The sequence below is a fragment of the Chelatococcus reniformis genome (genome assembly GCF_014640075.1).
GTDB classification, from domain to species: domain Bacteria; phylum Pseudomonadota; class Alphaproteobacteria; order Rhizobiales; family Beijerinckiaceae; genus Camelimonas; species Camelimonas reniformis.
Genome location: NZ_BMGG01000003.1, coordinates 133590 through 155223 on the forward strand (window position 1 = coordinate 133590; position 21634 = coordinate 155223).

General features: G+C 69.2%; 20 protein-coding genes. 13 read left to right on the top strand and 7 right to left on the bottom strand.

Annotation, left to right across the window (positions count from 1 at the left end; translation table 11 throughout):
• Positions 1-48 precede the first annotated feature (48 nt).
• From IEW34_RS08780 to IEW34_RS08790, 3 genes are all read left to right on the top strand, one after another.
• Positions 49-876, top strand: a complete 828-nt coding sequence (locus IEW34_RS08780) for an SDR family NAD(P)-dependent oxidoreductase (protein WP_188608801.1) — start codon at positions 49-51, stop codon at positions 874-876.
• Between the two features lie 192 nt (positions 877-1068).
• On the top strand, positions 1069-2625 hold the full coding sequence (locus IEW34_RS08785; RefSeq protein ID WP_188608802.1) for an acyl-CoA synthetase: 1557 nt from the start codon (positions 1069-1071) through the stop codon (positions 2623-2625).
• A 280-nt stretch (positions 2626-2905) separates the two neighbouring features.
• Entirely contained in the window at positions 2906-3673 is a 768-nt protein-coding gene (locus IEW34_RS08790) for an SDR family oxidoreductase (RefSeq protein ID WP_188608803.1), read from the top strand.
• 200 nt (positions 3674-3873) lie between these two features.
• Here the strand turns inward: IEW34_RS08790 and IEW34_RS08795 are convergent, their stop codons facing one another.
• The 4 genes from IEW34_RS08795 to IEW34_RS08810 form a co-directional block, all read right to left on the bottom strand.
• Positions 3874-4905 carry a nucleotidyltransferase family protein gene (locus tag IEW34_RS08795; RefSeq protein WP_244641882.1) on the bottom strand — a complete coding sequence of 344 codons (1032 nt, stop codon included), beginning with the start codon at positions 4903-4905 and terminating at the stop codon, positions 3874-3876.
• A gap of 484 nt (positions 4906-5389) precedes the next feature.
• Positions 5390-6040, bottom strand: a complete 651-nt coding sequence (locus IEW34_RS08800) for a class I SAM-dependent methyltransferase (RefSeq protein WP_244641883.1) — start codon at positions 6038-6040, stop codon at positions 5390-5392.
• 132 nt (positions 6041-6172) lie between these two features.
• Positions 6173-7540 carry a sensor histidine kinase gene (locus tag IEW34_RS08805; protein WP_188608804.1) on the bottom strand — a complete coding sequence of 456 codons (1368 nt, stop codon included), beginning with the start codon at positions 7538-7540 and terminating at the stop codon, positions 6173-6175.
• Positions 7537-8214: a response regulator transcription factor gene (locus tag IEW34_RS08810; RefSeq protein WP_188608805.1), complete on the bottom strand. Its 678-nt coding sequence runs from the start codon at positions 8212-8214 to the stop codon at positions 7537-7539. Before IEW34_RS08810 ends, IEW34_RS08805 begins: the two co-directional genes overlap by 4 nt.
• Before the next feature lie 173 nt (positions 8215-8387).
• Here IEW34_RS08810 and IEW34_RS08815 point away from each other — a divergent pair, with 173 nt between their 5' ends.
• Together IEW34_RS08815 and IEW34_RS08820 are read left to right on the top strand one after the other, a co-directional pair.
• Entirely contained in the window at positions 8388-10001 is a 1614-nt protein-coding gene (locus IEW34_RS08815; protein ID WP_188608806.1) for an FAD-dependent monooxygenase, read from the top strand.
• Positions 10002-10118: 117 nt separating this feature from the next.
• A complete protein-coding gene (locus IEW34_RS08820; protein WP_188608807.1) occupies positions 10119-11726 on the top strand; it encodes an ABC-F family ATP-binding cassette domain-containing protein in 1608 nt (535 codons plus the stop codon).
• Positions 11727-12044: 318 nt separating this feature from the next.
• Here the strand turns inward: IEW34_RS08820 and map are convergent, their stop codons facing one another.
• The 3 genes from map to IEW34_RS08835 form a co-directional block, all read right to left on the bottom strand.
• Entirely contained in the window at positions 12045-12797 is a 753-nt protein-coding gene (gene map / locus IEW34_RS08825) for a type I methionyl aminopeptidase (protein WP_188608808.1), read from the bottom strand.
• A gap of 229 nt (positions 12798-13026) precedes the next feature.
• Positions 13027-13290 carry a hypothetical protein gene (locus IEW34_RS08830; RefSeq protein WP_188608809.1) on the bottom strand — a complete coding sequence of 88 codons (264 nt, stop codon included), beginning with the start codon at positions 13288-13290 and terminating at the stop codon, positions 13027-13029.
• On the bottom strand, positions 13262-14092 hold the full coding sequence (locus IEW34_RS08835) for an MBL fold metallo-hydrolase (protein WP_188608810.1): 831 nt from the start codon (positions 14090-14092) through the stop codon (positions 13262-13264). The genes IEW34_RS08830 and IEW34_RS08835 overlap by 29 nt, the downstream gene beginning before the upstream one ends.
• A gap of 240 nt (positions 14093-14332) precedes the next feature.
• Here IEW34_RS08835 and IEW34_RS08840 point away from each other — a divergent pair, with 240 nt between their 5' ends.
• The 8 genes from IEW34_RS08840 (at position 14333) to IEW34_RS08875 (ending at position 21633) form a co-directional block, all read left to right on the top strand.
• A complete protein-coding gene (locus IEW34_RS08840) occupies positions 14333-14833 on the top strand; it encodes a MaoC family dehydratase (RefSeq protein ID WP_188608811.1) in 501 nt (166 codons plus the stop codon).
• Positions 14830-15315 (top strand): MaoC family dehydratase, encoded by a 486-nt coding sequence (locus IEW34_RS08845; RefSeq protein WP_188608812.1) that lies wholly within the window; start codon positions 14830-14832, stop codon positions 15313-15315. Before IEW34_RS08840 ends, IEW34_RS08845 begins: the two co-directional genes overlap by 4 nt.
• A gap of 5 nt (positions 15316-15320) precedes the next feature.
• Entirely contained in the window at positions 15321-16544 is a 1224-nt protein-coding gene (locus IEW34_RS08850) for a CaiB/BaiF CoA transferase family protein (RefSeq protein ID WP_188608813.1), read from the top strand.
• 17 nt (positions 16545-16561) lie between these two features.
• Positions 16562-17473, top strand: a complete 912-nt coding sequence (locus tag IEW34_RS08855) for an HpcH/HpaI aldolase/citrate lyase family protein (protein WP_188608814.1) — start codon at positions 16562-16564, stop codon at positions 17471-17473.
• Position 17474: 1 nt separating this feature from the next.
• Complete coding sequence (locus IEW34_RS08860; protein ID WP_188608815.1) at positions 17475-18251, top strand: IclR family transcriptional regulator; 777 nt, start codon at positions 17475-17477, stop codon at positions 18249-18251.
• Entirely contained in the window at positions 18248-19444 is a 1197-nt protein-coding gene (locus tag IEW34_RS30900) for an acyl-CoA dehydrogenase family protein (protein ID WP_188608816.1), read from the top strand. The genes IEW34_RS08860 and IEW34_RS30900 overlap by 4 nt, the downstream gene beginning before the upstream one ends.
• A 20-nt stretch (positions 19445-19464) precedes the next feature.
• Entirely contained in the window at positions 19465-20226 is a 762-nt protein-coding gene (locus tag IEW34_RS08870; protein WP_188608817.1) for an SDR family NAD(P)-dependent oxidoreductase, read from the top strand.
• A 72-nt stretch (positions 20227-20298) separates the two neighbouring features.
• On the top strand, positions 20299-21633 hold the full coding sequence (locus IEW34_RS08875) for an MmgE/PrpD family protein (protein ID WP_188608818.1): 1335 nt from the start codon (positions 20299-20301) through the stop codon (positions 21631-21633).
• Position 21634 lies beyond the last annotated feature (1 nt).

A 21634-nucleotide genomic window follows, 5' to 3' on the forward strand; every position in this document is an offset into this window, starting at 1 on the left:
GAAGACGGCAGCCGCCAAGCAAATTCTGGAAAAGAACAAGGGGATTACATGTCCAAGCTCAAGGGCAAGGTTGCGCTCATCTCAGGCTCCGGCCGCGGCATCGGGCGGGCCCTGGCGCTGAAGCTCGCCTCGGAGGGTGCCAGCGTCGTCGTCAACGATCTCGACGCCGAGCCGGCAGCGGAAGTCGTCGACACCATCAAGCGCGCGGGCGGCGAAGCGGTCGCCTGCGTCGGCAGCGTCGTCGCGCCGGGTTTCGCCGACACCTTCGTCGGCACCGCGATGGACAAGTTCGGCGGCCTCGACATCATCGTCAACAACGCCGGCTACACCTGGGACAGCGTCATCCAGAAGATGAGCGACGAGCAGTTCCAGACGATGCTGGACGTGCATCTCGTCGCGCCCTTCCGCATCCTGCGCGCCGCGGCCGAACCGATCCGCGTGCTGACCAAGAAGGAGGCCCTGGAGGGCAAGGAGGTGTTCCGCAAGGTGGTGAACATCTCCTCCATGGCAGGCACCAACGGCAACGCCGGCCAGACCAACTATTCATCGGCGAAAGCGGCGCTGGTCGGCCTCACCAAGACGCTGGCCAAGGAGTGGGGCCGTTACAAGGTCAACGTCAACTGCGTCGCCTACGGCTTCATCGACACGAGGCTGACCCAGGCGATGGAGCAGGCCGATACCAAGGTGGCGATCGACGGACGGGTCTTCCAGGTCGGCGTGCCGGAGGCAACCCGCCAGGCCCTGCCGCGCCTGGTGCCGCTCGGCCGCGCCGGAACGCCCGACGAGGCAGCGGGCGCCGTCTATCTGTTCTGCATCCCCGAGAGCAACTACGTCAGCGGCGAAGTCTTGCTCGTCGGCGGCGGCATCAGCGTTTAGCGGCGACGGGCATAGGCGATCGAAGGCGATGGATGGTCGGGTCATGCCCGGCCATGATGCCGAGAATAAAGGCATCTCGTCTCTACCCCGTCATGGTCGGCGTAACCCGACTATCCATCAGAAACGGGGGCAGGACTTCAGTACTTCTATAAATAATACAAAACAAAACCTTGCTCTGGGAGGACCGGTTCCATGTATCTGACACAAGGACTGCACCGGTCGGTGCAGGTCAATCGGCACGGGATCGCCACCATCTTCGGTGAGCGGCGGCGCAGCTGGGCCGAGCTCAAGGACCGCGTCTCGCGCCTCGCGGCCGGCCTCGTCTCGCTGGGTCTTCAGCGCGGCGACCGGGTGGCCGTCATTGCGCTGAACAGCGACTATTACGTCGAAGCCTACTATGCCGTGGCTTGGGCCGGCGGCGTCGTCGTCCCGGGCAACACCCGCTGGGCTTTGCAGGAGCACATCTATTCCCTCAAAGACAGCGGCGCGCGGCTTCTGCTGGTCGATCGGACCTTTGCCGAGCTCGCCGCCCCCCTTGCCGCGGCCTGTCCGATCGCGGCGACCGTCTTCCTCGACGATGATCCGGCACCGGACGGTCTCACTGCCGTCGATGCGCTCATCGCCCGGTCTGCGCCGATGGCGGATGCCTGCGGAACGGACGACGAGCTCGCCGGCCTGTTCTACACGGGTGGGACCACCGGCCATCCCAAGGGCGTGATGCTGTCGCATCGCAACCTCGTCTCCAATTCCATCAGCACCGCCGCGATGGCCCCCTACCCCGACGACCCGGTGTTCCTGCATTCGCCGCCCATGTTCCACCTGGCGGATGCGGCCTGCATCATCTCCGTCACCATCGCGGGGGGCACCCACGTTGTGGTACCCTTCTTCACCCCCGAGAACGTGGTGCAGGCCATCGAGGCGCACGGCGTCACCGCCGTCGTCCTGGTGCCGACCATGATCAGCATGCTCCGCGATCATATGGCGCAGCGACCGGCCGATCTGTCCTCGGTGCGGCGTGTCGTCTACGGCGCTTCGCCGATCTCGGAGACGCTGCTCGGCGAGGCCATGGCCATGTTCCCCAACGCCAATTTCTACCAGGGCTACGGCCAGACCGAGCTGTCGCCGGCCGCCACCTTGCTGGAGCCGCGGTTTCACCGGCCGGGCGAGAACGGCAAGTCCTATCTGCGCTCCGCCGGCCGCGCCGTCCTCGGCGTGGACGTCCGCATCGTCGGCCCCGACATGGCGGAATTGCCGCTCGGTGAGGTCGGCGAGATCGCCGCCCGCGGTTCCGGCGTCATGCTCGGCTACTGGAACCAGCCCGAGCTCACCCGCCAGACCATCGTGGACGGCTGGTTGCGCACCGGCGACGCCGGCTACATGGACGACGAGGGCTTCGTTTACCTCGTCGACCGGCTCAAGGACATGATCGTGTCGGGCGGCGAGAACGTCTTCTCGGCCGAGGTTGAGAATGCCCTCGCCGCCCACGCTGCCATCTCCCAGTGCGCTGTGATCGGCGTTCCCGATCCCAAGTGGGGCGAGCGCGTCCATGCCATCGTCGTGCTCAAGGACGGCGTCGAGGCAGGCGAGGAAGACCTCATGGCGCATTGCCGCGAGCTCATCGCCGGCTACAAGTGCCCGCGTTCGGTCGAGATACGCGCCGAGCCCCTGCCGCTCTCCGGCGCCGGCAAGATCCAGAAGAACGAGCTGCGCAAGCCTTATTGGGAGGGGCAGGAGCGGCGCATCAACTGAGCTCTTGCGCGGCATCAGGCGTTTGAGCCGCCCCCCGCCTGACGGCACGGGGCTGCCTTGCCGCCACGATGGAGGAACGCCGGCGCCGGCGGACATGCACGAACATGAACGGCGGCCCGCCGCGGCGTCTGCCGGGGCTGGATCGCCTGACGGTGAGGTCGCGCGCCCAACATGACATCCGAACAACCGATTGACCGCCGGCGCCGGAGAGCCGGAGAAGCTGTTGGCGCTATTTTTCCAAGTAATCGCCAGGCTGAACTTGGATCGAAGGAGAATTGCAATGGGGCGCAGGTTCGACGGCAAGGTCGCGTTGGTGGCCGGCGGCGCGGGCGGGATCGGCGGCGCCGTCTGCCGTCAGTTGGGCGGCGAGGGCGCGACCGTGATCTGCGCCGATCTCAGCGAGCGGCGGGGCGCCATGGTCGTCGACGCCGTCGCCGCGCAGGGCGGGGCGATCGAGTTCCTGCGCCTCGACGCAGCGGATCCCCGCGATTGGGACGCCGCCATCGCGCATGCGGCGGCGGCGCATGGCCGGCTCGACGTGCTCGTGACCAGCTTCTATTCCGGGGCGGCCGGGGCTGTCGACACCATGACGGACGAGGGCTGGGAGGCCTCCTTCCGGGCCACGAGCACCGGCGTCTTCCTTGGGATGAGCCGAGCCTTTCGCCTGCTCGGCCAGGGCGGCGCCGTCGTCAACGTGGCCAGCCTTGCGGCCCATCGGCCGACCGGTGAGAACATCGGCTACGCCAGCGCCAAGGCGGCGGTGATCAGCATGGGCCGGGCGGCCGCCATCCGTGGAGCGCCGCGGGGCATCCGCGTCAATACGGTGACGCCCGGAGCGATCGACACGCGCGCGCTGCACGCGACCATGAAGGCACTCGCGGCGCAATCGGACAGCGGTGCGGAGGTCGACATGGGCGCTCGCGCGCCGCTCGGGCGGGTGGGCAGACCCGAGGAGGTCGCCGCAGCCATCTGCTTCCTCGCCTCGCCCGAAGCGGCCTACATCACTGGCGCGGAGCTTATCGTCGACGGCGGAATGGCCGTCTTGTAAGCGGCCGATCCGGATGACGTGCCACGCCTCGCCGCCCGTGCTCGCTGCCACCAAGGTGCATCGCGCCGAAGGATCGGGGACCCTCATGGCGCGTCGCGCCCGCCCGTCCCGCGCAGTCCGACGTCGTTGGTGAGGGCGTGCGAGCCACCGGGCGAGCTGCCCGCCCTCAGACACGGTGACGTCGATGCCTCCATCGTGCTTTACAGATGCGTACCGATCGTTGCCTGAAGTCCGGGCAGCCTCTCGATCGAAGCGGTGATCCGTTCGCGCCAGCGTTTCCCTCTGGATAGCGCGTCCTCCAACGCGTCGCGAAGATCGTCAGGCCGATCGGTCCATAGGACATTGACCAGGAATTCGGCTTGCAGCCGGTCCTTCACCGCTTTGAGGCGATCGCGTCCTTCCAGGCGCCGATCGGCCACGATGAGCTTGTGGATGGCGAACCGTTCGGGTCGAGGGATCTGCACAAGGACACCATCGCGATAGGTTACAGCGGCATAGATCGGCTCGGCGAGGAGGTAGTTCAGATAGTGGAGCGATTGAGCATACACGCCCAGCGCAGGGAGAGGTCGAAGCTCCTCAGCCGCGGTGAAGGAGGGCGTCAGGAACTCGACGAACGTTTCATTGCGGGCCTGCTTCCATCGCCAAGTCTTGTTGCGATCGAAGGACGGAGCTGGTTCGAAGGAAAAATCCTCGAGAACCGCCGCGAGGGGTCTGGAAACAGTCTCATCGAGCGCAATCGAGAGGCGTTCGAAGCTTGCGATGTCGATGTCGCCGGTCTGGGCCGTCTGATCGAAGGCGAAGCGAACGCCTAGCTCTCCTTCGTAGAGCCGGAAAGCATGCGTCCCGACGACAGTTCCTCCGAGTCGGAACACGCCTGCCGAGGCCATGGCATTGAGGAGGCCGGCGGTGGCAGCATCAATGCCGAGAAACCCTTCAGCGCGCAACAACCGGATCAGGCGAGACCGGTTTCGCCGCCTGCTGTCACGGCCTTCGCGAAGTGTTTCGATCCGCCGCATCCGCGCCCGCAGGGCCTCGCCGTCGTCGCCGATATAGGTTTTCTTGACGTCGGATCCGACGCGATAGGTGTCGTACCAATAGACGCGCCCACGGCGCTCGATCCGCGTCGGCGTCCCGCGGATTTCCGCTGCGACCTCATCGCGCAGGGACGCCAGGAGATCGTGATAAGCGGCATGTGCGATGGGCGAATGATGCGTGACCAATGACGTGCTCAACGAGTCCCATTTTCGTTGAGCATAAGCGATGTTCTACGAAATTGAAATTCGTTGAGCATCAAATGCCCGACCGCGCCTCGCGTGCGGCGCTTGAACGGAGTCGCCGATCTCCAGCCGTTGGGAGATCGCGAGCGGCATCATGGAGCGGGTTCTGCTGGCGGCGGGCTGACGCGCGCCATCAAGATCGGGCCATCCGAGTTCGCCGGCCTCGGCTTTTCGGCTCGGGCCGCGCAAATAGTCGCTAAGGAGGTGATCGTGGCGCTACGTTCCAAGACGCAGGCACAGCGCAGCGGCTTGGCCCTCCCCCCGTCACGGATGTGTGTCTCCACCCAGGCGCCGCGGCTCAACGATATCGCGGCCAGCCTCAAGCACCATGCCCGAGCGGATACCATCCCTCCGCGATCCTCGGCGGTTGAGGTCGGGCATTGCCCGTGTCGCCACCGGCCGGCCAGCTTGATCCGGTGCGGCGCTCATCACGCCCGTTTCATCGCTTGCCGGATTCCTCGCCTCGCCCCTCGGCGTTCTGGGCAAGGGGCGTCAACGGCGAGCCGCCGAGCGGACCGCGGGCGGTGATGCGGTAGACGGCTGCCGGCGGGATGTTCAGCATGGCGCGGCCGACGAACGTGGCCTTGAGGCCGAGGCGGTCGAGCACCGGGCGCGGCACAGGGCAGCGGGGGCCGTAGGTGAACTGATAGAAGGCGCCGCGCGGCCTGATGTAGCCGAAGGCCGTGCTCATGATGCCGACGATGTGGCGCAGGCTCATGTTGAGCAGCGGCAGGCCGCTGACCACGGCGCCGACGGGCGCGCCGTCGTAGAGCCGATGCTGGGCGAGGCGGCTGGCGTCCATCCATAGCACCCGGGCGGCCGGGAAACGCTGCTGCAACAGCCTGGCGAAATCCGAGCCGTACTCGATCAGCGTCAGCTCATCCTCGCGCACGCCTCGGCCGAGCAGCGCCCGCGTAAAGACGCCGGTGCCGGCGCCGAGCTCCAGCACCGGTCCCGTCTGGGGGCCGACGCCACGCGTCATCAGATCGGCGAGGGCGGAGCCGGACGGCGCGATGGCTCCGATGCGGAGCGGATTGCTGGTCCAGGCGCGAAGGAAATTGAACGAGTCGGGCGTGATGCTGTGAGCCATATCGAGGCGAGGTTCCTTGCATTGCGGCGACCGCGGCCACCGTCGGCAGCGGACGGCGCGCAGTGGGTCACGGCGTGCTTCCATATCTGCATCGGCCGGATTGCACGAGCATTGCGTCCGGCCGCCGGAGGGTTATGCGGCGTTCACCGGCAGTGTGATCCTGAAGCGAGCCCCGCCGTTCACGCCGTCGAGGACGTCGATCGAACCCCGATGCAGCCGCACGATCTCCCGGACGAGATGCAGTCCGAGCCCGGCACCGCGATGGCGCGCCTTGAGCCGCTGGAACGGCTCGAAGATGCGGGCCCGGTCCGGCTCGGGGATCCCGGTCCCCTCATCCGCGACCTCCATGACGCCGTTGCCCGCCACACGCACCGTGATCATGCCGCGACGGCCGGCATGCTCGATAGCGTTCTGCACCAGATTGGTCAGCACCCGCTCGAGCGCAAGCCGGTCGCCGCGCACGCGGGTCGGCGCTGCTTCAGCCTCGAACGAGATGTCGAAGCCCGCGGCGATGGCGAGCGGCGCGAGGTCGGCGGCGACCTGCCGGCCGAGCTCGACCAGATCGACGGCAGCGAAATGGGTTGGGTGTGGCGCCACCCGCTGGAGGTCGAGCAACTGGTCGGCCAAGGTCGACAGCCGGGCGACATCGGTCAGCAGTCGCGTCCGTTCAGGGCCTTCCGGCAGGGCCTCGAGGCGGGTGCTGAGGATGGCGATGGGCGTGCGCAACTCGTGCGCTGCATCGACGAGGAAGCGCTGACGGCGCTCGTAGCCCTCGTCGAGGCGGCCCAGCGCGTCGTTGACCGCGTTCACCAGCGTGATCACCTCGGCCGGCACATCCTCCAGCGGCAGGCGCGCCCCACGCTCGTCGGCATCGATGCGTGCCGCGCCGGCCGCCACCTTGTCCAGGCCGCCGAATGCCCGCCGCACCACCATGGGTGTGGCGATCACGGTCGCCGCCGTCATCAGCGCCAGCGTGGGCAGGATGACGGTGACGAAGATCACGAGCGCTGCCCAGCCGATCTGCCCGAGCCGGACGGCGCCGCCCGGCCCGGTCAACACCTGGACCTCGCCCGCGCCGGCGGTGCTGATCCACTTCAGCCGCCCGCTCGGCCGCGGCACTTCACCGAGGTTCGAGCCCAGCCGCGCCTGGCTCACGTCGTCGAGCGCCGCGCCGATGTGGGTGAAGGCCGAGGGCACGGCACCCTCGCTGACCGACCGCCCCGCGCGGTCGCGAACCACGAACCACAGGCCCGGCACATCGCCTCGCAGTGCGGTCAGCTCCGGCGTAGGCCGGAGCACGAGCCTTCCCTCCTCGTCCCGAGCCGCGGCCCGACCGACCGCGGCGATGACCGCATCTTCCGACTCCAGATGGACGAGATAGCCGCAGGCCCATAGGGCGGCGAGGACCGTCGCCATGAAGGCGACGAGGATCGCGGCCTGCAGCATGATTAGCCGTGAGACCAGGTGCCACTTAAGGGAGCAGGCCGCGTCGTCCCTCATGCAGCGCGCATCAGGTAGCCGACGCCGCGGATGCCGTGGATCTCGACGGCGGCCTCCGCGTCCGCCAGCTTGCGCCGCAGCCGCGAGACATGCGCGTCGAGCGCGTTCGATTGCACCTCGTCGGCAAAGCCGTAGACAGCATCCTCCAGCGCCGAACGCATGACGGTGCGGCCGGCGCGCCGCGCCAGCGTCTCCAGCACCAGGAGTTCGCGCCGCGGCAGGTCCAGGCGCCGGCCATCGACACTCGCCTCGCGATTATCCTGATCAAACGATAGCCGCCCGACCCGGAGGACGCGCGCCGCCACGGCGCCCGGTCGGCGCAGCACCGCCCGCAGCCGGGCCAGCAGCTCCTCCACCGCGAACGGCTTGGCGACGTAGTCGTCGGCACCCGCGTCGAGCCCCGCGACCCGATCCGGCGTGTCGCCACGGGCGGTCAGCACGATCACCGGCGTGCGCGCAGCGCCCTCCTGTCCGCGCAGCCGGGCCAGCAGGGCCAAGCCATCACCGTCGGGCAGTTGCCTGTCGAGCAGAACGGCATCGTGCAGCGGGCCGGCCAGCGCTTCTTCGGCCTCGGCCAGCGTCGCGACATGGTCGAGCACGATGTCGTGCCGATGCAACGCGGCGCGGAGCGCGGCAGCCATCTCGGGCTCGTCTTCGACCAGAAGGACGCGCAAGCGGACAAATCCTTTGCTGTGCGGACGACCGCTAACGCACCACCATTGCGGCTACATTGCGCCGTCCGCCGCTTTCCTGGCACAAGAGCGCTGCGGCAACTCAGGCACCGGAGCTGCATTCCGAGCGCGGCCAAGATCGTCGCGGTGCGGGGAATACGTGAAGGACGGGGTCCATGACTGACATCCTGGTGGTCGGGGCGGGCCCGGTCGGCCTCACCATGGCCTGCGAGCTCGCGCGGCACGGCGCGCGCTGCCGCATCATCGACCGCGCGCCGGAGCCTCTGCCCTATTGCCGTGCCATCGGGGTAACGCCCCGCACGCTGGAAGTGTGGGACGACATGGGTATCGCCCGCACCATGATCGACGCGGGCCTGTGGCTCACCGGCCAGCGCTCCGTCATCGCGGGCCAGCCGCCGCACGATGCCGCCGCCCCGCCCCTCGGCCTGCCCTACGCGCAGCTCGGCCTGCCGCAATACACGACCGAACGGGTGCTGACCCAGCATCTGGCCGGCTTTGGTCTCACCGTCGAGCGCGGCGTCGAGCTGGCGTCCCTGAGGCAGGATGGAGCGGCGGCAACGGTCTCGTTGGCCCGTGCCGACGGCAGCATCGAGGAAGCCCGCTTCCGCTACGTGGTGGGCTGCGACGGTGCCCACAGCGCCGTGCGCAAGGCCCTCGGCATCGCCTTCGAGGGCGACGCCTTCCCCTGGCCGTTCATGCTTGGCGACGTCCACATCGACTGGGGCCTGCCCTACGGCATGGCGCTGCGGGCGCTGCGCCTCAACGAGGGCGCGCCGCCCGACATGTTCATCGCCATCCCCCTGCCCGAGGCCGGCCGCTACCGCGTCTCCATGATGGCACCGCCCGCATTGGCTTCGGCTGGCGGCACCGACCACGGCATCCAGGCCGAGCTCGAGGGGCCCGACCTCGCCGCCCTCCAGGTGGTGGCCGACGCGCTGCTGCCCGAGCGTCCCCGTCTGTCGGATCTGCGCTGGTCCTCGATCTTCCGCATCAGCATGCGGCTTGCGGCCCATTACCGCCAAGGCCGCGTCTTCATCGCCGGTGACGCCGCCCACATCCACCCGCCCACCGGCGGCCAGGGCATGAACACCGGCATCCAGGATGCCTACAACCTGGCCTGGAAACTGGCGCTCGCCGCCACCGACGCAGCGCCCGAGGCGCTTCTCGACAGCTACGAGGCCGAGCGCCTGCCGGTCGGCGCCGAGGTGGTGGCGCGCACCGAGGCGGCCAGCGTGAGCTACGGCCGCGAGCAGGGCGGCGGCGCCCCCGACAGCCGCCTCGTCGATGCGCAGGTCCTCGTCTCCTACCGGGGCACGCCTTTCGTGCAGGACGATGCGGCCGGAGCAGTGGGGCCGAACGCCGGCGATCGCGCGCCCGACGTGACGGGCCTGACGCGCGACGGGCTGGGCTTCCCGCTCCGCCTGTTCGATATCCTCCGAGGCACCGGACACGTGCTGCTCGTGCAACTCGCCGCAGATGATGCGGACGCGGCCGTGGCGGAGCTCGCCGCCTTCACGGCGACGCTTCGCGCCCGCTCCGTCCCGGCAGTGCGGGTCGTCGCCATCGGGCCGCTCGGACCGGCGCAGCGGCCGGGCCTCGTCGTCCTGCATGACCCCGACGGCGCCTTCCTGGCGTTCTATGGCGAGGCCGGCGCGTTCCTCGTCCGGCCGGACGGCCATATCGGCTGGCGCGGCCGCTCATGGCGGGATGCGGGCCTGGGGGCTTATCTCGATAAGGTGCTGCGCGCGCCGGACCGCTCGGCTCCGTGACTCGACCGACGCCGCTCCGGCGCTTATAAGCGCCCCTCCGATTTCGGGAGGATCCCATGAAGCGCCGCGCGAACGACCTGCCTCTCGCCCCGTTCGCCCTCCCCGTTCCGGCGCCTCATGTCAGCTCTCCTCACCTTGGACTCCGTCGCGCTCCGCACCCCTGACGGTCACCTCCTCGTCGAAAACCTGTCCCTGGCGCTCGGCCACGAGCGGGTCGGGCTCGTCGGCCGCAACGGCGTCGGCAAGTCGACGCTGCTCGACGTCATCCTGGGTGAGACCGCGCCCGCCGCGGGCTCGGTGCACGTCGCCGGCCGCGTCGCCATCCTCCGCCAGTCCATGCGGCCGCCGCCGGGCGCGACCATCGCGCGGCTGATCGGCGCCGAGGACGACCTGGAGCGGCTCGCGCGCATCACGAACGGCTGCGCGCATGCGGACGATCTCGACGCCGCCGACTGGTCGCTGCCGCAACGGATCGACATGGCGCTGGACCGCGTCGGCCTACCGGGCCTGGCGCTCCATCGGCCGGCCGCGGCCTTGAGCGGCGGCCAGATCACGCGCGCCTCGCTCGCCGCCCTCATCGTGGCCGAGCCCGATCTGATCCTGCTGGACGAGCCCACCAACAATCTCGATCGCGCGGCGCGGGCCGCCGTGGTCGATCTGCTCGAGGAGTGGGAGGCCGGCGCGCTCGTCGTCAGCCATGACCGGGCTTTGCTGCGGCGGATGGACCGGATCGTCGAGCTGTCCGACCTCGGCGCCCGGCTCTATGGCGGCAACTGGGACGTCTATGCGGAGCGCCGGGCCGAGGAGCAGGCAGCGGCCGCGCGCGGGCTGACAGCGGCCGAGCGCCGGGCCGCCGAGGTTGAGCGCAACGTTCAGGCCGCCCGCCAGCGTCAGGATCGGAGCGACGCCGCTGGGCGGCGAGCCCGGGCCAAGGGCGGCGCACCCAAGATCCTGCTCGACGCGAAGGCCGACAAGGCCCAGACGACCGGCGCCCGGCAGGACCGGCTGGCCGAGCGCCAGCGCGAGGCCGCGCAACGCGATCTGGAGGACGCACGCGCCCGGGTGGAGCGTGTGCGCCGCCTGGCCTTCGCACTGCCGCCATCCGGCCTTGCCGCCGGCCGGCAGGTGCTGACGTTCGAAGAGGTGGGCTTCGCCTGGCCGGACAGCCCGGCCCTGCTCCGCGCGTGCGACCTGTCGCTGGTCGGGCCCGAGCGCGTGGCGCTGACCGGCCCCAACGGCGCCGGCAAGAGCACGCTGATCCGACTGGCGGCGGGCGAGCTGGCGCCCACGGCCGGCTGCATCCGGCGCGGCGTGCGCACCGTCCTGCTCGACCAGCACGCGGCCATCCTCGCCGACGAGCTGACCCTCCTCGACAACTTCCGCCGCCTCAACCCGGCGGCGGACGACAACGCGGCACACGCGGCGCTGGCGCGCTTCCTCTTCCGCAACACCGCCGCGCTCAAGCACGCCGGCGCCCTCTCGGGCGGCGAGCGCCTACGCGCGGCGCTCGCCTGCGTCCTGATGGGCCCGGCCCCGCCCCAGCTCGTCATCCTCGACGAGCCCACCAACCACCTCGACCTCAGCGCGATCGAAGCCGTGGAGGCAGCGCTCGCCGGCTACGACGGCGCGCTGCTGCTCACCAGCCACGACGTAGATTTCTTGGACGCCGTCGGTGTGACGCGCCGGATCGACGCCGCGTGTTGGCGTGACGGGCGCGGCGGATGACCGGGCTCGAAGCCGGCGCGTTGCTTGCGGATTGCATCTCAAATGCAGTGCGCCGCCAGCGGAGCGCGCGTGGTCTGGAAGTCGTGCGTCCCTGGCGCGTTTCCGACGAACGGATCGGGCCTAGAGCGCTTTCGAGCGAAGTGGACGCCGGTTCGCGTGAAGAAAACGCGATGAATCAAACAGATAGAGCACTTCGGCGTTTCGAAGAAACGCGGAAATGCTCTAACGGCTCGCGGGCGGCGCTCCAGGGCGCAGCGCGGACCCAGGCGCCCCCTCTCGGGCGTTGTCTGCCTCGGCAGGCCCCGGCCGCTTGCGTTCCTATTGTCCCGGCATGGTGACGATCAGCGGTCCGTTGCGCGTGGCAACGACGGTGTGCTCGTATTGGACCGTGAGGGCTCTCGGCTGGCTGTAAAGGGTCCAGGGGTCGTCGCCATCCTCGGCGAACTCGGCGCCGAGGGACAGGAAGGGCTCGACGGTAAACACCAGCCCGTCTCCCATGATCCGGCGCTCGGAGGCATCGGGCCACGTCGCGATCTCAGTCGGTTCCTCGTGCAGCGACAAGCCCACTCCATGGCTGGCGAGATTGCGCACCAGCGTGTAGCCATTCTTTCGCGCGAATGCGCCCACGGCCCGGCCAATGCCCGATATCGGCCGGCCGGCACCGACCTGACGCAATCCTGTCCACATCGCCCGGCGCCCGTCCCTGCAAAGCTGCTCGACCGCGCGGGTCACGGGCGGCACGGCGAACGAGGCCCCGGTGTCGGCGAAGTAGCCCTCCCTCTCCGCGGAGACGTCGATATTGACCAGGTCACCCGGCCTGATCCTGCGGTCACCCGGGATGCCGTGCGCGATCTCTTCGTTGACGCTGATGCAGGTCGCGCCGGGAAAGGCGTAGACCATCTCCGGCGCCGAACGAGCCCCCGCGGCTTCCATGAATTCCCGCCCGATCTGATCGAGTTCGAGCGTGGTCATGCCGGGCTCGATCGCCTTGCCCATCACCTCCAGCGTGTTGGCGACGATGCGCCCGATCTGCTTCAGATCCGTCAAGTCTTCGTCGCTCGACAGCGTCATGTCTTGTCCTTTCGCAAAGCCTCGGGAGGCTCTCACCGGGCATCCCTGCCATCGTCGAGGACCCCGGCGATGCCGTCGGCGCGGCGCGGCCGGCTGCTTGAGCGATGGCGCGCGATCCGCTTGGTATGGTTTGGGTATACGTCAAGCCGACCCGATCGGGCCAACCGAAACGTCCGCTTCCCCTGGATCTCCCCGCGTGCTGAAGACTTTGAAGGGCGAGGGCTCCGCCTCACCAGCCTTCGCCGACGCCCAGGGAGGCGAGAAATGCAGCGAAGCTGCGGCCCAGAACCCTGACCTCCCCGCGCTGCATCGGGTGGAAGGGGATCGACACGAAGGCGAGCCCGCCCCGATGGCGATCGATGCCGTAGGCCGTCGGCCCCCCGTTCGAGCCGATGAGCACCAGCTCCGGCACGAGGGACTCCACCTGGTAGCCGCTGTTGGCCGCGACACTGCGTGCGGCGCCGTCATACCCCGTCGTCGGCCGGAGTGACATCCATCGCCGCGCCCGGCCCGTCGACGTGACGGCGCACCGAGCGTTCGATGACCGCGCGGGCTCCGCTCGCGATGGCGCCGCGGTCCCAGAAGGCGGAATAGAGGGCGTCGAAGTCGAGCGCTCCGAGGCGCGCGCCGATGCGCTCCGCCTCGGCCGCCGGCAGCGGCACGTAGTTGGGATAGGACCACATGAAGGCGACATGCCGGCGGTCCCAGGTCACGAGCACCGTGTCGCCGGTCAGCAGCATCCGCCGCTCGCCCCAGTGCAGCACGGTGTTGCCGGGGAAGTGACCGCCGATCCGGTGCAGCGTCAGGCCGGGCAGCACCGCGCGCGTGTCCCCGCTCCAGAAGTCAAGGTGCGGATCGGCGTCGACGACCCACCGCCGGTCGGCCTCGTGCAGCAGCACAGGGCAGTCGAACGCGCGTCCCCACGTGGCCATGGCGCCGTAGAAGTGGGGATGGGAGATCGCCACGGCCTTGAGGCCGCCGAGCGCATGGACGACGTCGCAGGTCGCCGCGTCGAGGAAGCTGATGCAGTCCCACAGCATGTTGCCCGCCGGCGTGGTGACCAGGAACGCCCGCTGGCCGATGCCGACCTGCGGCATGGTCCAGACGCCGTAGAGCCCCGGCGCGACCTTGCGGAAGGCGTTGAAGTGGTCGACCGCCAGGTGCTCCGGCGTCACCCACGCCTGGCCGCCCATCGGCACGAACTGCCGTTCGTCGTCGCAGATCATGCAACGGACGGGCGGCGTATCGCTTTCGGCATACTGGACGCCGCAAGCCCTGCACAGAAATGTCGGCACGGTTGTCCTCCCAGGCTCGAGTCGAGAACCCGTTGACCGGGCCCTTTGCTCCATCGCCCCTCGCCGGCGCGCCGCCACACCCGTCATGGCACGGCACGGCGGCAATTCGGCGGAGCCTTTCCCCGGCGGGCGTCCGCCGGGTTATCACATGTGTGATTTGTAGCTCGCACGGCCTGCCCCGGGCTTGCGCTGGCGGTCGCGCGGATCGAACTTGGCGCCCAGGAAACGCGCGAGCACGGCATGGCAGACGACTTCAGATCAAAAGCAGTTCTTTGGCCAAAGGGTCATCTCTATGAGGATTTCAGCGTCGGACAGGTGATGAATCACCATTGGGGTCGGACGATATTGGAGAGCGATACCGTTCTCTTCACCACTCTGACGCTTAGCTTCAACCCGATTTACTCTAACCGCGCGTTCGCCAAGGCGCACGGTCATCCCGACATCGTTGTCAATCCGCTCTTCGTCTTCAATACCGTGCTGGGCTTGAGCGTGGAGGATTGCAGCGAGATTGGCGGTCCCTTCGTCGGCGTCGGCAAGCTCACCTACCACGAGCCGGTCTATCCCGGCGACACGATCACATCGCGCAGCACCACCGTGGCGTGCCGCCTGTCCCAGAGCAATCCGTCGAGCGGCATCGTCACCTGGCACACCGAAGGCCTCAACCAGGACGGCCGCCGCGTCATCGATTTCGAGCGCTCCAACCTGGTGCGGCGCCGGCACCCGGAGGGTCGATCCGCATGACGACGAAGCTTTCCGCCCTCACCGGCCGCAACAATTATTTCGAGGATTTCAGCGTCGGCCTGGTGATCCGCCACGCCCGCGGCAAGACCATGGAGCCGCTGGAGAACGTGCTGATCACCAACCTGGTGATGAACACCGCGCAAGGCCACTTCAACGAGGACGCCATGAAGGCATCGGCCTTCAAGCAGCGCATTTCCTACGGCGGGGTCAACTTCTCGCTGATCATGGGCCTCGCCAGCCAGGACACCTGCGAGAATGCGCTGGCCGAGCTCGGCCTCGACAACATCCGTCTCATGCAGCCGGTGTTTCACGGCGACACGCTCTACGCCTATTCCGAGGTGCTGGAGGTGAAGGACGCGGATCGCGAGGATGCCGGCGAGGTAACCTTCCGCCACTACGGCGTCAATCAGCGCGACGAGCAGATCTTCCAGGGCGACCGGCGCGTGCTGCTGAAGCGGCGCAGCCATTGGGGCGACCGGTGAGCGGGATGGACGAGCCCTTCGGCGCCCTGCAGGGGCTGAGGGTGCTCGACCTCACCCAGGCCCTCGCCGGGCCGTTCTGCACCCAGATCCTCGCCGACCACGGCGCCGAGGTCATCAAGCTGGAGCCGCCCGAAAGCGGCGACATGGCGCGGCTCTCGGGGCCGTTCCACGCCGCCGACACGGCGCACCGCCAGTCCGGCTATTTCCACAGCATCAACCGCAACAAGAAGAGCATCGTCATCGACCTCAAGCAGGAAGCCGGGCGCCAGATCGTCCTCGACCTGGTGCCGCGCTTCGAGGTGGTGGTCGAGAACTTCCGGGCCGGCGTCATGGACAAGCTCGGCCTCTCCTACGAGCGGCTGCGCGAGCGCAACCCGCGCCTGGTCTATGCCGTCATTCGCGGCTTCGGCGACCGCCGCACCGGCGCCAGCCCCTACGCCGACTGGCCCGCCTACGACGTGGTGGCGCAGGCCATGGGCGGCATGATGGGGGTGACCGGCGCCGATGCGGATCATCCGGTCAAGGTCGGTCCCGGCGTCGGCGACACGGTGCCGGCGCTCTATCTCGCCGTCGGCATCCTCGCGGCGGTGCTGCGGGCGCGCGCCACCGGCGAGGGCCAGTTCGTCGACGTCGCCATGCTCGACGCCATCCTGGGCGTCAGCGAGCGCATCGTGCACCAGCGCTCGTTCAGCAAGGTCGTGGCCGAGCCGGAGGGCAACCATCATCCCTTCATCGCCCCGTTTGGCATCTTCCCGGCCTCGGACGGGCATGTCGCCATCGCCTGCCCGAGCGACCACTTCTTCCATGAGCTGTGCCGGCAGCTGGACGCCGCCGACCTGCTCGACGATGCCGGCCTCGCCACCCTCGCCGGCCGCCGCGACAACCGACGCCGCGTCGTCGAGGCGGTCGGCGCCCGCACGGCGCGCTTCACCAAGGCCGAGCTCACCGCGCGGCTGGGCGGGCGCGTGCCCTTCGGTCCCGTCTACGACATGGACGAGATCGGGCACGACCCGCACTTCGCCGCACGCGCCATGCTGGCGGACATCGACTGCCCCGGCATCCCGGAGACGATGCAGATCGCCGGCATCCCCATCAAGCTGACGGCGACGCCGGGCCGCGTCGTCCACCGCGGCCCAGGCCAGGGCGAGCACACGGACACGGTGCTGCGCCAGGCGGGCTTCGCGGCAAGCGACCTCGCCGCGTGGCGGCAGGCCGGCATCATCAAGTAACCCCTCAGGATCGACCCATGACCTCTCAGCCCATGCGCCTGCGCCGTTCCCAGCTCGCCGTCCCCGGCAGCAGCGAGAAGATGCTGGCCAAGGCGGCGCAATCGGCCGCCGACCACGTCTTCTGCGACCTGGAAGATGCGGTGGCGCCGTCCGCCAAGCCCGGCGCCCGCCACACCATCGTCGAGGCGCTGAACGGGCTCGACTGGGGGCGCAAGACGCGCTGCGTGCGCATCAACGACGTCGGCTCAGAGTGGTGCCACGAGGACATCATCACCGTGGTCGAGGGCGCCCGTGAGAACCTCGACACCATCATGCTCCCCAAGCCCCTGCGGCCGTCGGACGTGCACTTCGTCGACCTCCTGCTCAACCAGCTGGAGACCAAGCTGAAGCTCACCAAGCGCATCGGCATCGAGATCCTGATCGAGGAGGTGGAGGCGCTGGCCTGCGTGGAGGAGATCGCCAAGGCCTCGCCCCGGGTCGAATGCATCATCTTCGGCATGGGCGACTATTCCGCCTCCCAGCAGATCGACATGCGCGAGATCGGCGGCGACGCCGGCTACCCCGGCGACATCTGGCACTACCCGCGCTTCCGCATCTGCATGGCGGCGCGGGCAGCTCGGGTCGATCCGGTCGACGGGCCGTTCGGCAACTTCAAGGACGATGCGGGCTACCGGCGCGAAGCAAAGCGCGCGCTGGCGCTGGGCTTCGTCGGCAAATGGGCGATCCACCCGGCCCAGATCGAGCCCGCCATCGAGACCTTCTCGCCCAAGGCCCCGGATGTCGCCCGCGCCCGCGAGATGGCGGAGGCCTACGCCAAGGCCACCGCGGAAGGCGTGGGCTCCGTGAACGTCGGCGGCAATATGGTAGACGCCGCCTCCATCCGCATCCTCAACAACACCATCCGGCGCGCCGATCTGATCGGGATGTAGCATGCCCAGGGCGAATGAGCCTTTGGCCGGCCCGGCGATCAAGTCGGCGGCCCGCACGCTCGAGGTGCTCGAGTTCTTCAGCGCCCGTCAGCAGCCCGCCACCGTGGGCGAGATTGCGGCGGCGCTGGGGCTGCCGCAATCGAGCGCGTCGATGCTGCTCAAGAGCCTGGTCTCGCTGAACTACCTCGATTATCGGCCGGCGACGCGCCGCTTCGTGCCAACCTACCGGGTGACGCTGCTCGGCAGCTGGATCAAGGTGGTGGACGACGCGCACGCCGCCCTCACCGATCTCATGGAGGCGATCCACCGCGACACCGGCGAGACCGTGATGCTCGGCATGCAGCACGGCGCCTCCATGCGCTACGTTCACATCCTGGGAGCGAGCTACGCGGTGCAGCTCGCCGTCGCCGTCGGCACCGTGCGGCCGATGACGCTCGCGGCCATCGGCCAAGTGCTGCTGAGCGCCAAGCCGGACGCCGAGATCCGCGCCATCGTGCGCCGCAACAATGCGGACGTGGCCGAAAGCCAGCGGGTGCGCGAGAGCGAGTTCATGGCCGAGATCCGCCTCGTCCGCGCCCGCGGCTATGCCGAGAGCCTGGGCCGCATGACGGCCGGCGCCAACGTCATCGCCATGCTGGCGCCCACCGAGGGCGAGGGGCCCGCCATGGCCATCGGCGTCGGCGGCCCCTCCGAGCGCATCGCCCACGCGCGCGACACCATCATCACCGCCCTGGGCCGCCATCTGCGGCGGCCGTGCGCCAAGGACAAGCCCTCATGACCGACCAGACGCCCAGCTCCAATCCCGGCTACCTCACCGACGAACGGGTGATGATGCGTGACCTCGCCCGCACCTTCACGCGCGAGGAGGTGCTGCCCGTCGCCAACCGGCTCGACCCCGAAAAGGGTGACATCCCGCGCGAGCTGGTGGAGCGCATGGGCGACCTCGGCTTCTTCGGCATCCTCATCCCGGAGGAACTCGGCGGGCTGGGGCTCGGCGCGTTCGAATATTGCCTGGTGGCGGAGGAGCTGGCCCGCGGCTGGATGAGCGTGGCGAGCATCATCGCCCGCGGCAACAGCTTCTATCACGCGGTCGGCGGACCGCCGGAGGAGCGCCGCGCCAAGATCGCGGCCATGGCGAAGGGGCGTTATCTCGGCGCCGCCGCCTTGTCGGAGCCGCAGACCGGCTCGGATCTCTCCAGCGTCGCCTGCCGTGCGCGCCGCGACGGCGACGAATGGGTGATCACCGGCAACAAATACTGGTGCACCTTCGCCGACGGCGCCGACTTCATCCGCGTGCTGTGCCGCATCGACGAGCCCCTGCCCGCCTCGGGCCGCGCCCGCACGGTCAGCGTCGTGGTCGAGAAGCCCAGGGGCGAGTTGCCCGAGGGCGTCACCGGCTCACCCATCCCCAAGATCGGCTACTTCGGCTGGAAGACCTGGGAGCTCCACTTCGACGGCGTGCGCGCGGCCGTCGATCCGCGCGAGAGCGACGGGCGCGCCTTCCAGGCCACCGCCGCCGGCCTCGAGGTGGCCCGCGCCCACACCGCCGCCCGCTCGATCGGCCTGGCCCAGGCCGCCCTCGACCACGCCATCGGCTATGCGCAGGAGCGCGTGCAGTTCGGCGAGCCGATCGCCAACTTCCAGGCCATCCGCTTCAAGATCGCCACCATGGCGACCGAGATCGAGGCGGCGCGCCAGCTCATGTATCACACCTGCCACGAGATCGACGCGGGCCGGCCGGCGACGGTGCAGACCTCGATGGTGAAGTATTTCGCTTCCGAGATGGCCGAACGCGTCACCAGCGAGGCACTCCAGATCCTCGGCGGCGCCGGCTACACCACGCTGCATCCGGTCGAGCGCTTCTGGCGCGATGCGCGCCTCACCAAGATCTTCGAGGGCACCTCCGAGATCCAGCAACGCATCATCTCCGACCGGCTGCTCGGCAAGCCGGTCCGCCCCGCCCGCAGCTGAGCGATCACGAGGAACGCATCATGTCCGAAGGACGGCTCGCGGGCCGCACCGCCATCGTCACCGGTTCAGGCCAGAACATCGGCCGCGCCATCGCTCGTCTGTTCGCGCGCGAGGGGGCCTCTGTCGTCGTCAACGGTCACTCCGACAAGGGCAAGGTCGACGCCGTCGTGGGCGAGATCACCGCGGCCGGCGGCCGCGCCATCGGCGTCATGACCGACGTGTCCGATCCGGACCAGGTGAAGCGCTTGGTGGCCGAGACGGAGGCCGCGTTCGGCACGGTCGACATCGCCGTCAGCAACGTCGGGCGCCGCCTGCGCCAGAGCTTCGAGGACATCACCATCGACGACTGGCGCGATACCATCAATCACAATCTGAGTTCGGTCTTCTACATGGCGCATTACGTGCTGCCGAGGATGCGCGAGCGCGGCTTCGGCCGCATCATCAACATCTCGGGCTACGACGGCTTCACCGGCCACATGGACCAGCGCGCCCACAACGTCACCGCCAAGGCCGGCATGCACGGCCTCACCAAGGCCATCGCCCGCGAATACGGCATCCACGGCGTCACCAGCAACACGGTGGCGCCCGGCGCCATCGACACGGTGCGCGACCGCAGCCAGTACGCCCACGTGAACCTCGAGCACGTCATGGCCCGGCTGGCGATCAAGCACGCCGGCGACGTCGACGACATCGCCGAGGCCTGCCTCTACCTGGCGGGCGACAGCGGCAAATACGTCACCGGTCAGGTCATCCACGTGAACGGCGGTGAATTCATGTTCTAGATCTATGTATTCACAAGTAATGGATGGCCTGGTCAAGCCCGGCCATCCATCCACAAGGGAGAACCCGGGACCATGTCGGCACATCCGTCGAGCCAATATACCCGGCGGCTCGCCCGCCACGTCCTGTCCTATCGCGATGCCGAATTGCCGGCCGCCGCGCTGACGGTCGCGCGCCAATGCATCCTCGACTGGTTCGCCGTGACGCTCGCCGGCTTGGAGGAGCCGGTCGCCCGTCTGCTGCGGGACGAGGTGACGCCGGGCTCGGCGGGCGCGGCTACCATCGTCGGCACCTCCATCCGCTGCGCGCCGGCGGACGCCGCACTAGTCAACGGCGCGACCTCCCACGCGCTCGACTACGACGACGTGCATCCGCTGGTCGGCCACCCCACCGTCGCGGTGCTGCCGGCGGCGCTCGCGGTCGCCGAAGCGCAGGGCCGGAGCGGGGCCGAATTGCTGCGCGCCTTCGTCGCCGGCTACGAGGCCGCCGCGGCCGTGGGCACCCTGGTGATGCCATCCCACTACGACCGCGGCTTCCATTCCACCGGCACCGTCGGCAGCTTCGGCGCGGCGGCGGCGGCCGGTCTGCTGCTCGGTCTCGACGAGGCGCAGATGGCAACCGCGCTCGGCCTCGCCGGCACCCAGGCGGCCGGTCTGAAGAGCATGTTCGGCACCATGGCCAAGCCCCTGCATGCGGGCAAGGCCGCCTCCAACGGGGTCCTGGCCGCCCGTCTCGCGGCCCGCGGCTTCACGGCTCACCCCGCGCTACTCGACGTCGCCCAGGGCTTCGTCGCGACCCAGAGCGACGGACCCGGCGAGGGGATCGAGATCGCGCCACCGGGCGAGCGCGTCGTCGGCACCTTGTTCAAGTTCCACGCCGCCTGCTTCCTCACCCATTCGACCATCGAGGCCGTGAACGACATCCGCCGCGCACACAGCTTCGCGGCCGAGGACATCGCCGCCATCGACCTGCACGTGCCCGCGGCCCACCTCGGCGTCTGCAACATCCCCTCCCCCATGACCGGACTGGAGGTGAAGTTCAGCCTGCGCCACACAGCGGCGCTGGCGGCGCGTGGCGACGACACCGCGGCGATTGGCACCTATAGCGACCGATGCGCCCGCGACCCGGCGCTGGTGGCGCTGCGCGAGCGCATCACCGTGCACGGCGACCTGCCGCCACGCGCCGTCGCCGAGGCCCGCATCGCCATGCGCAGCGGGACGGTGCATGTCGGCCAGGTCGACGTGAGTGTTGCCGACACCGACCTCGGACGGCAAGGTGAACGGCTGACGGCGAAGTTCCGCAGCCTCGCCGGCGCGGCGGTCGGCGAGGGCCGCAGCGAGCGGCTGCGCGCCCGCATCGCGGCGCTCGGGGCCACGGAGACAATCGGCGAGCTGGTGACGCTCGCCTGAG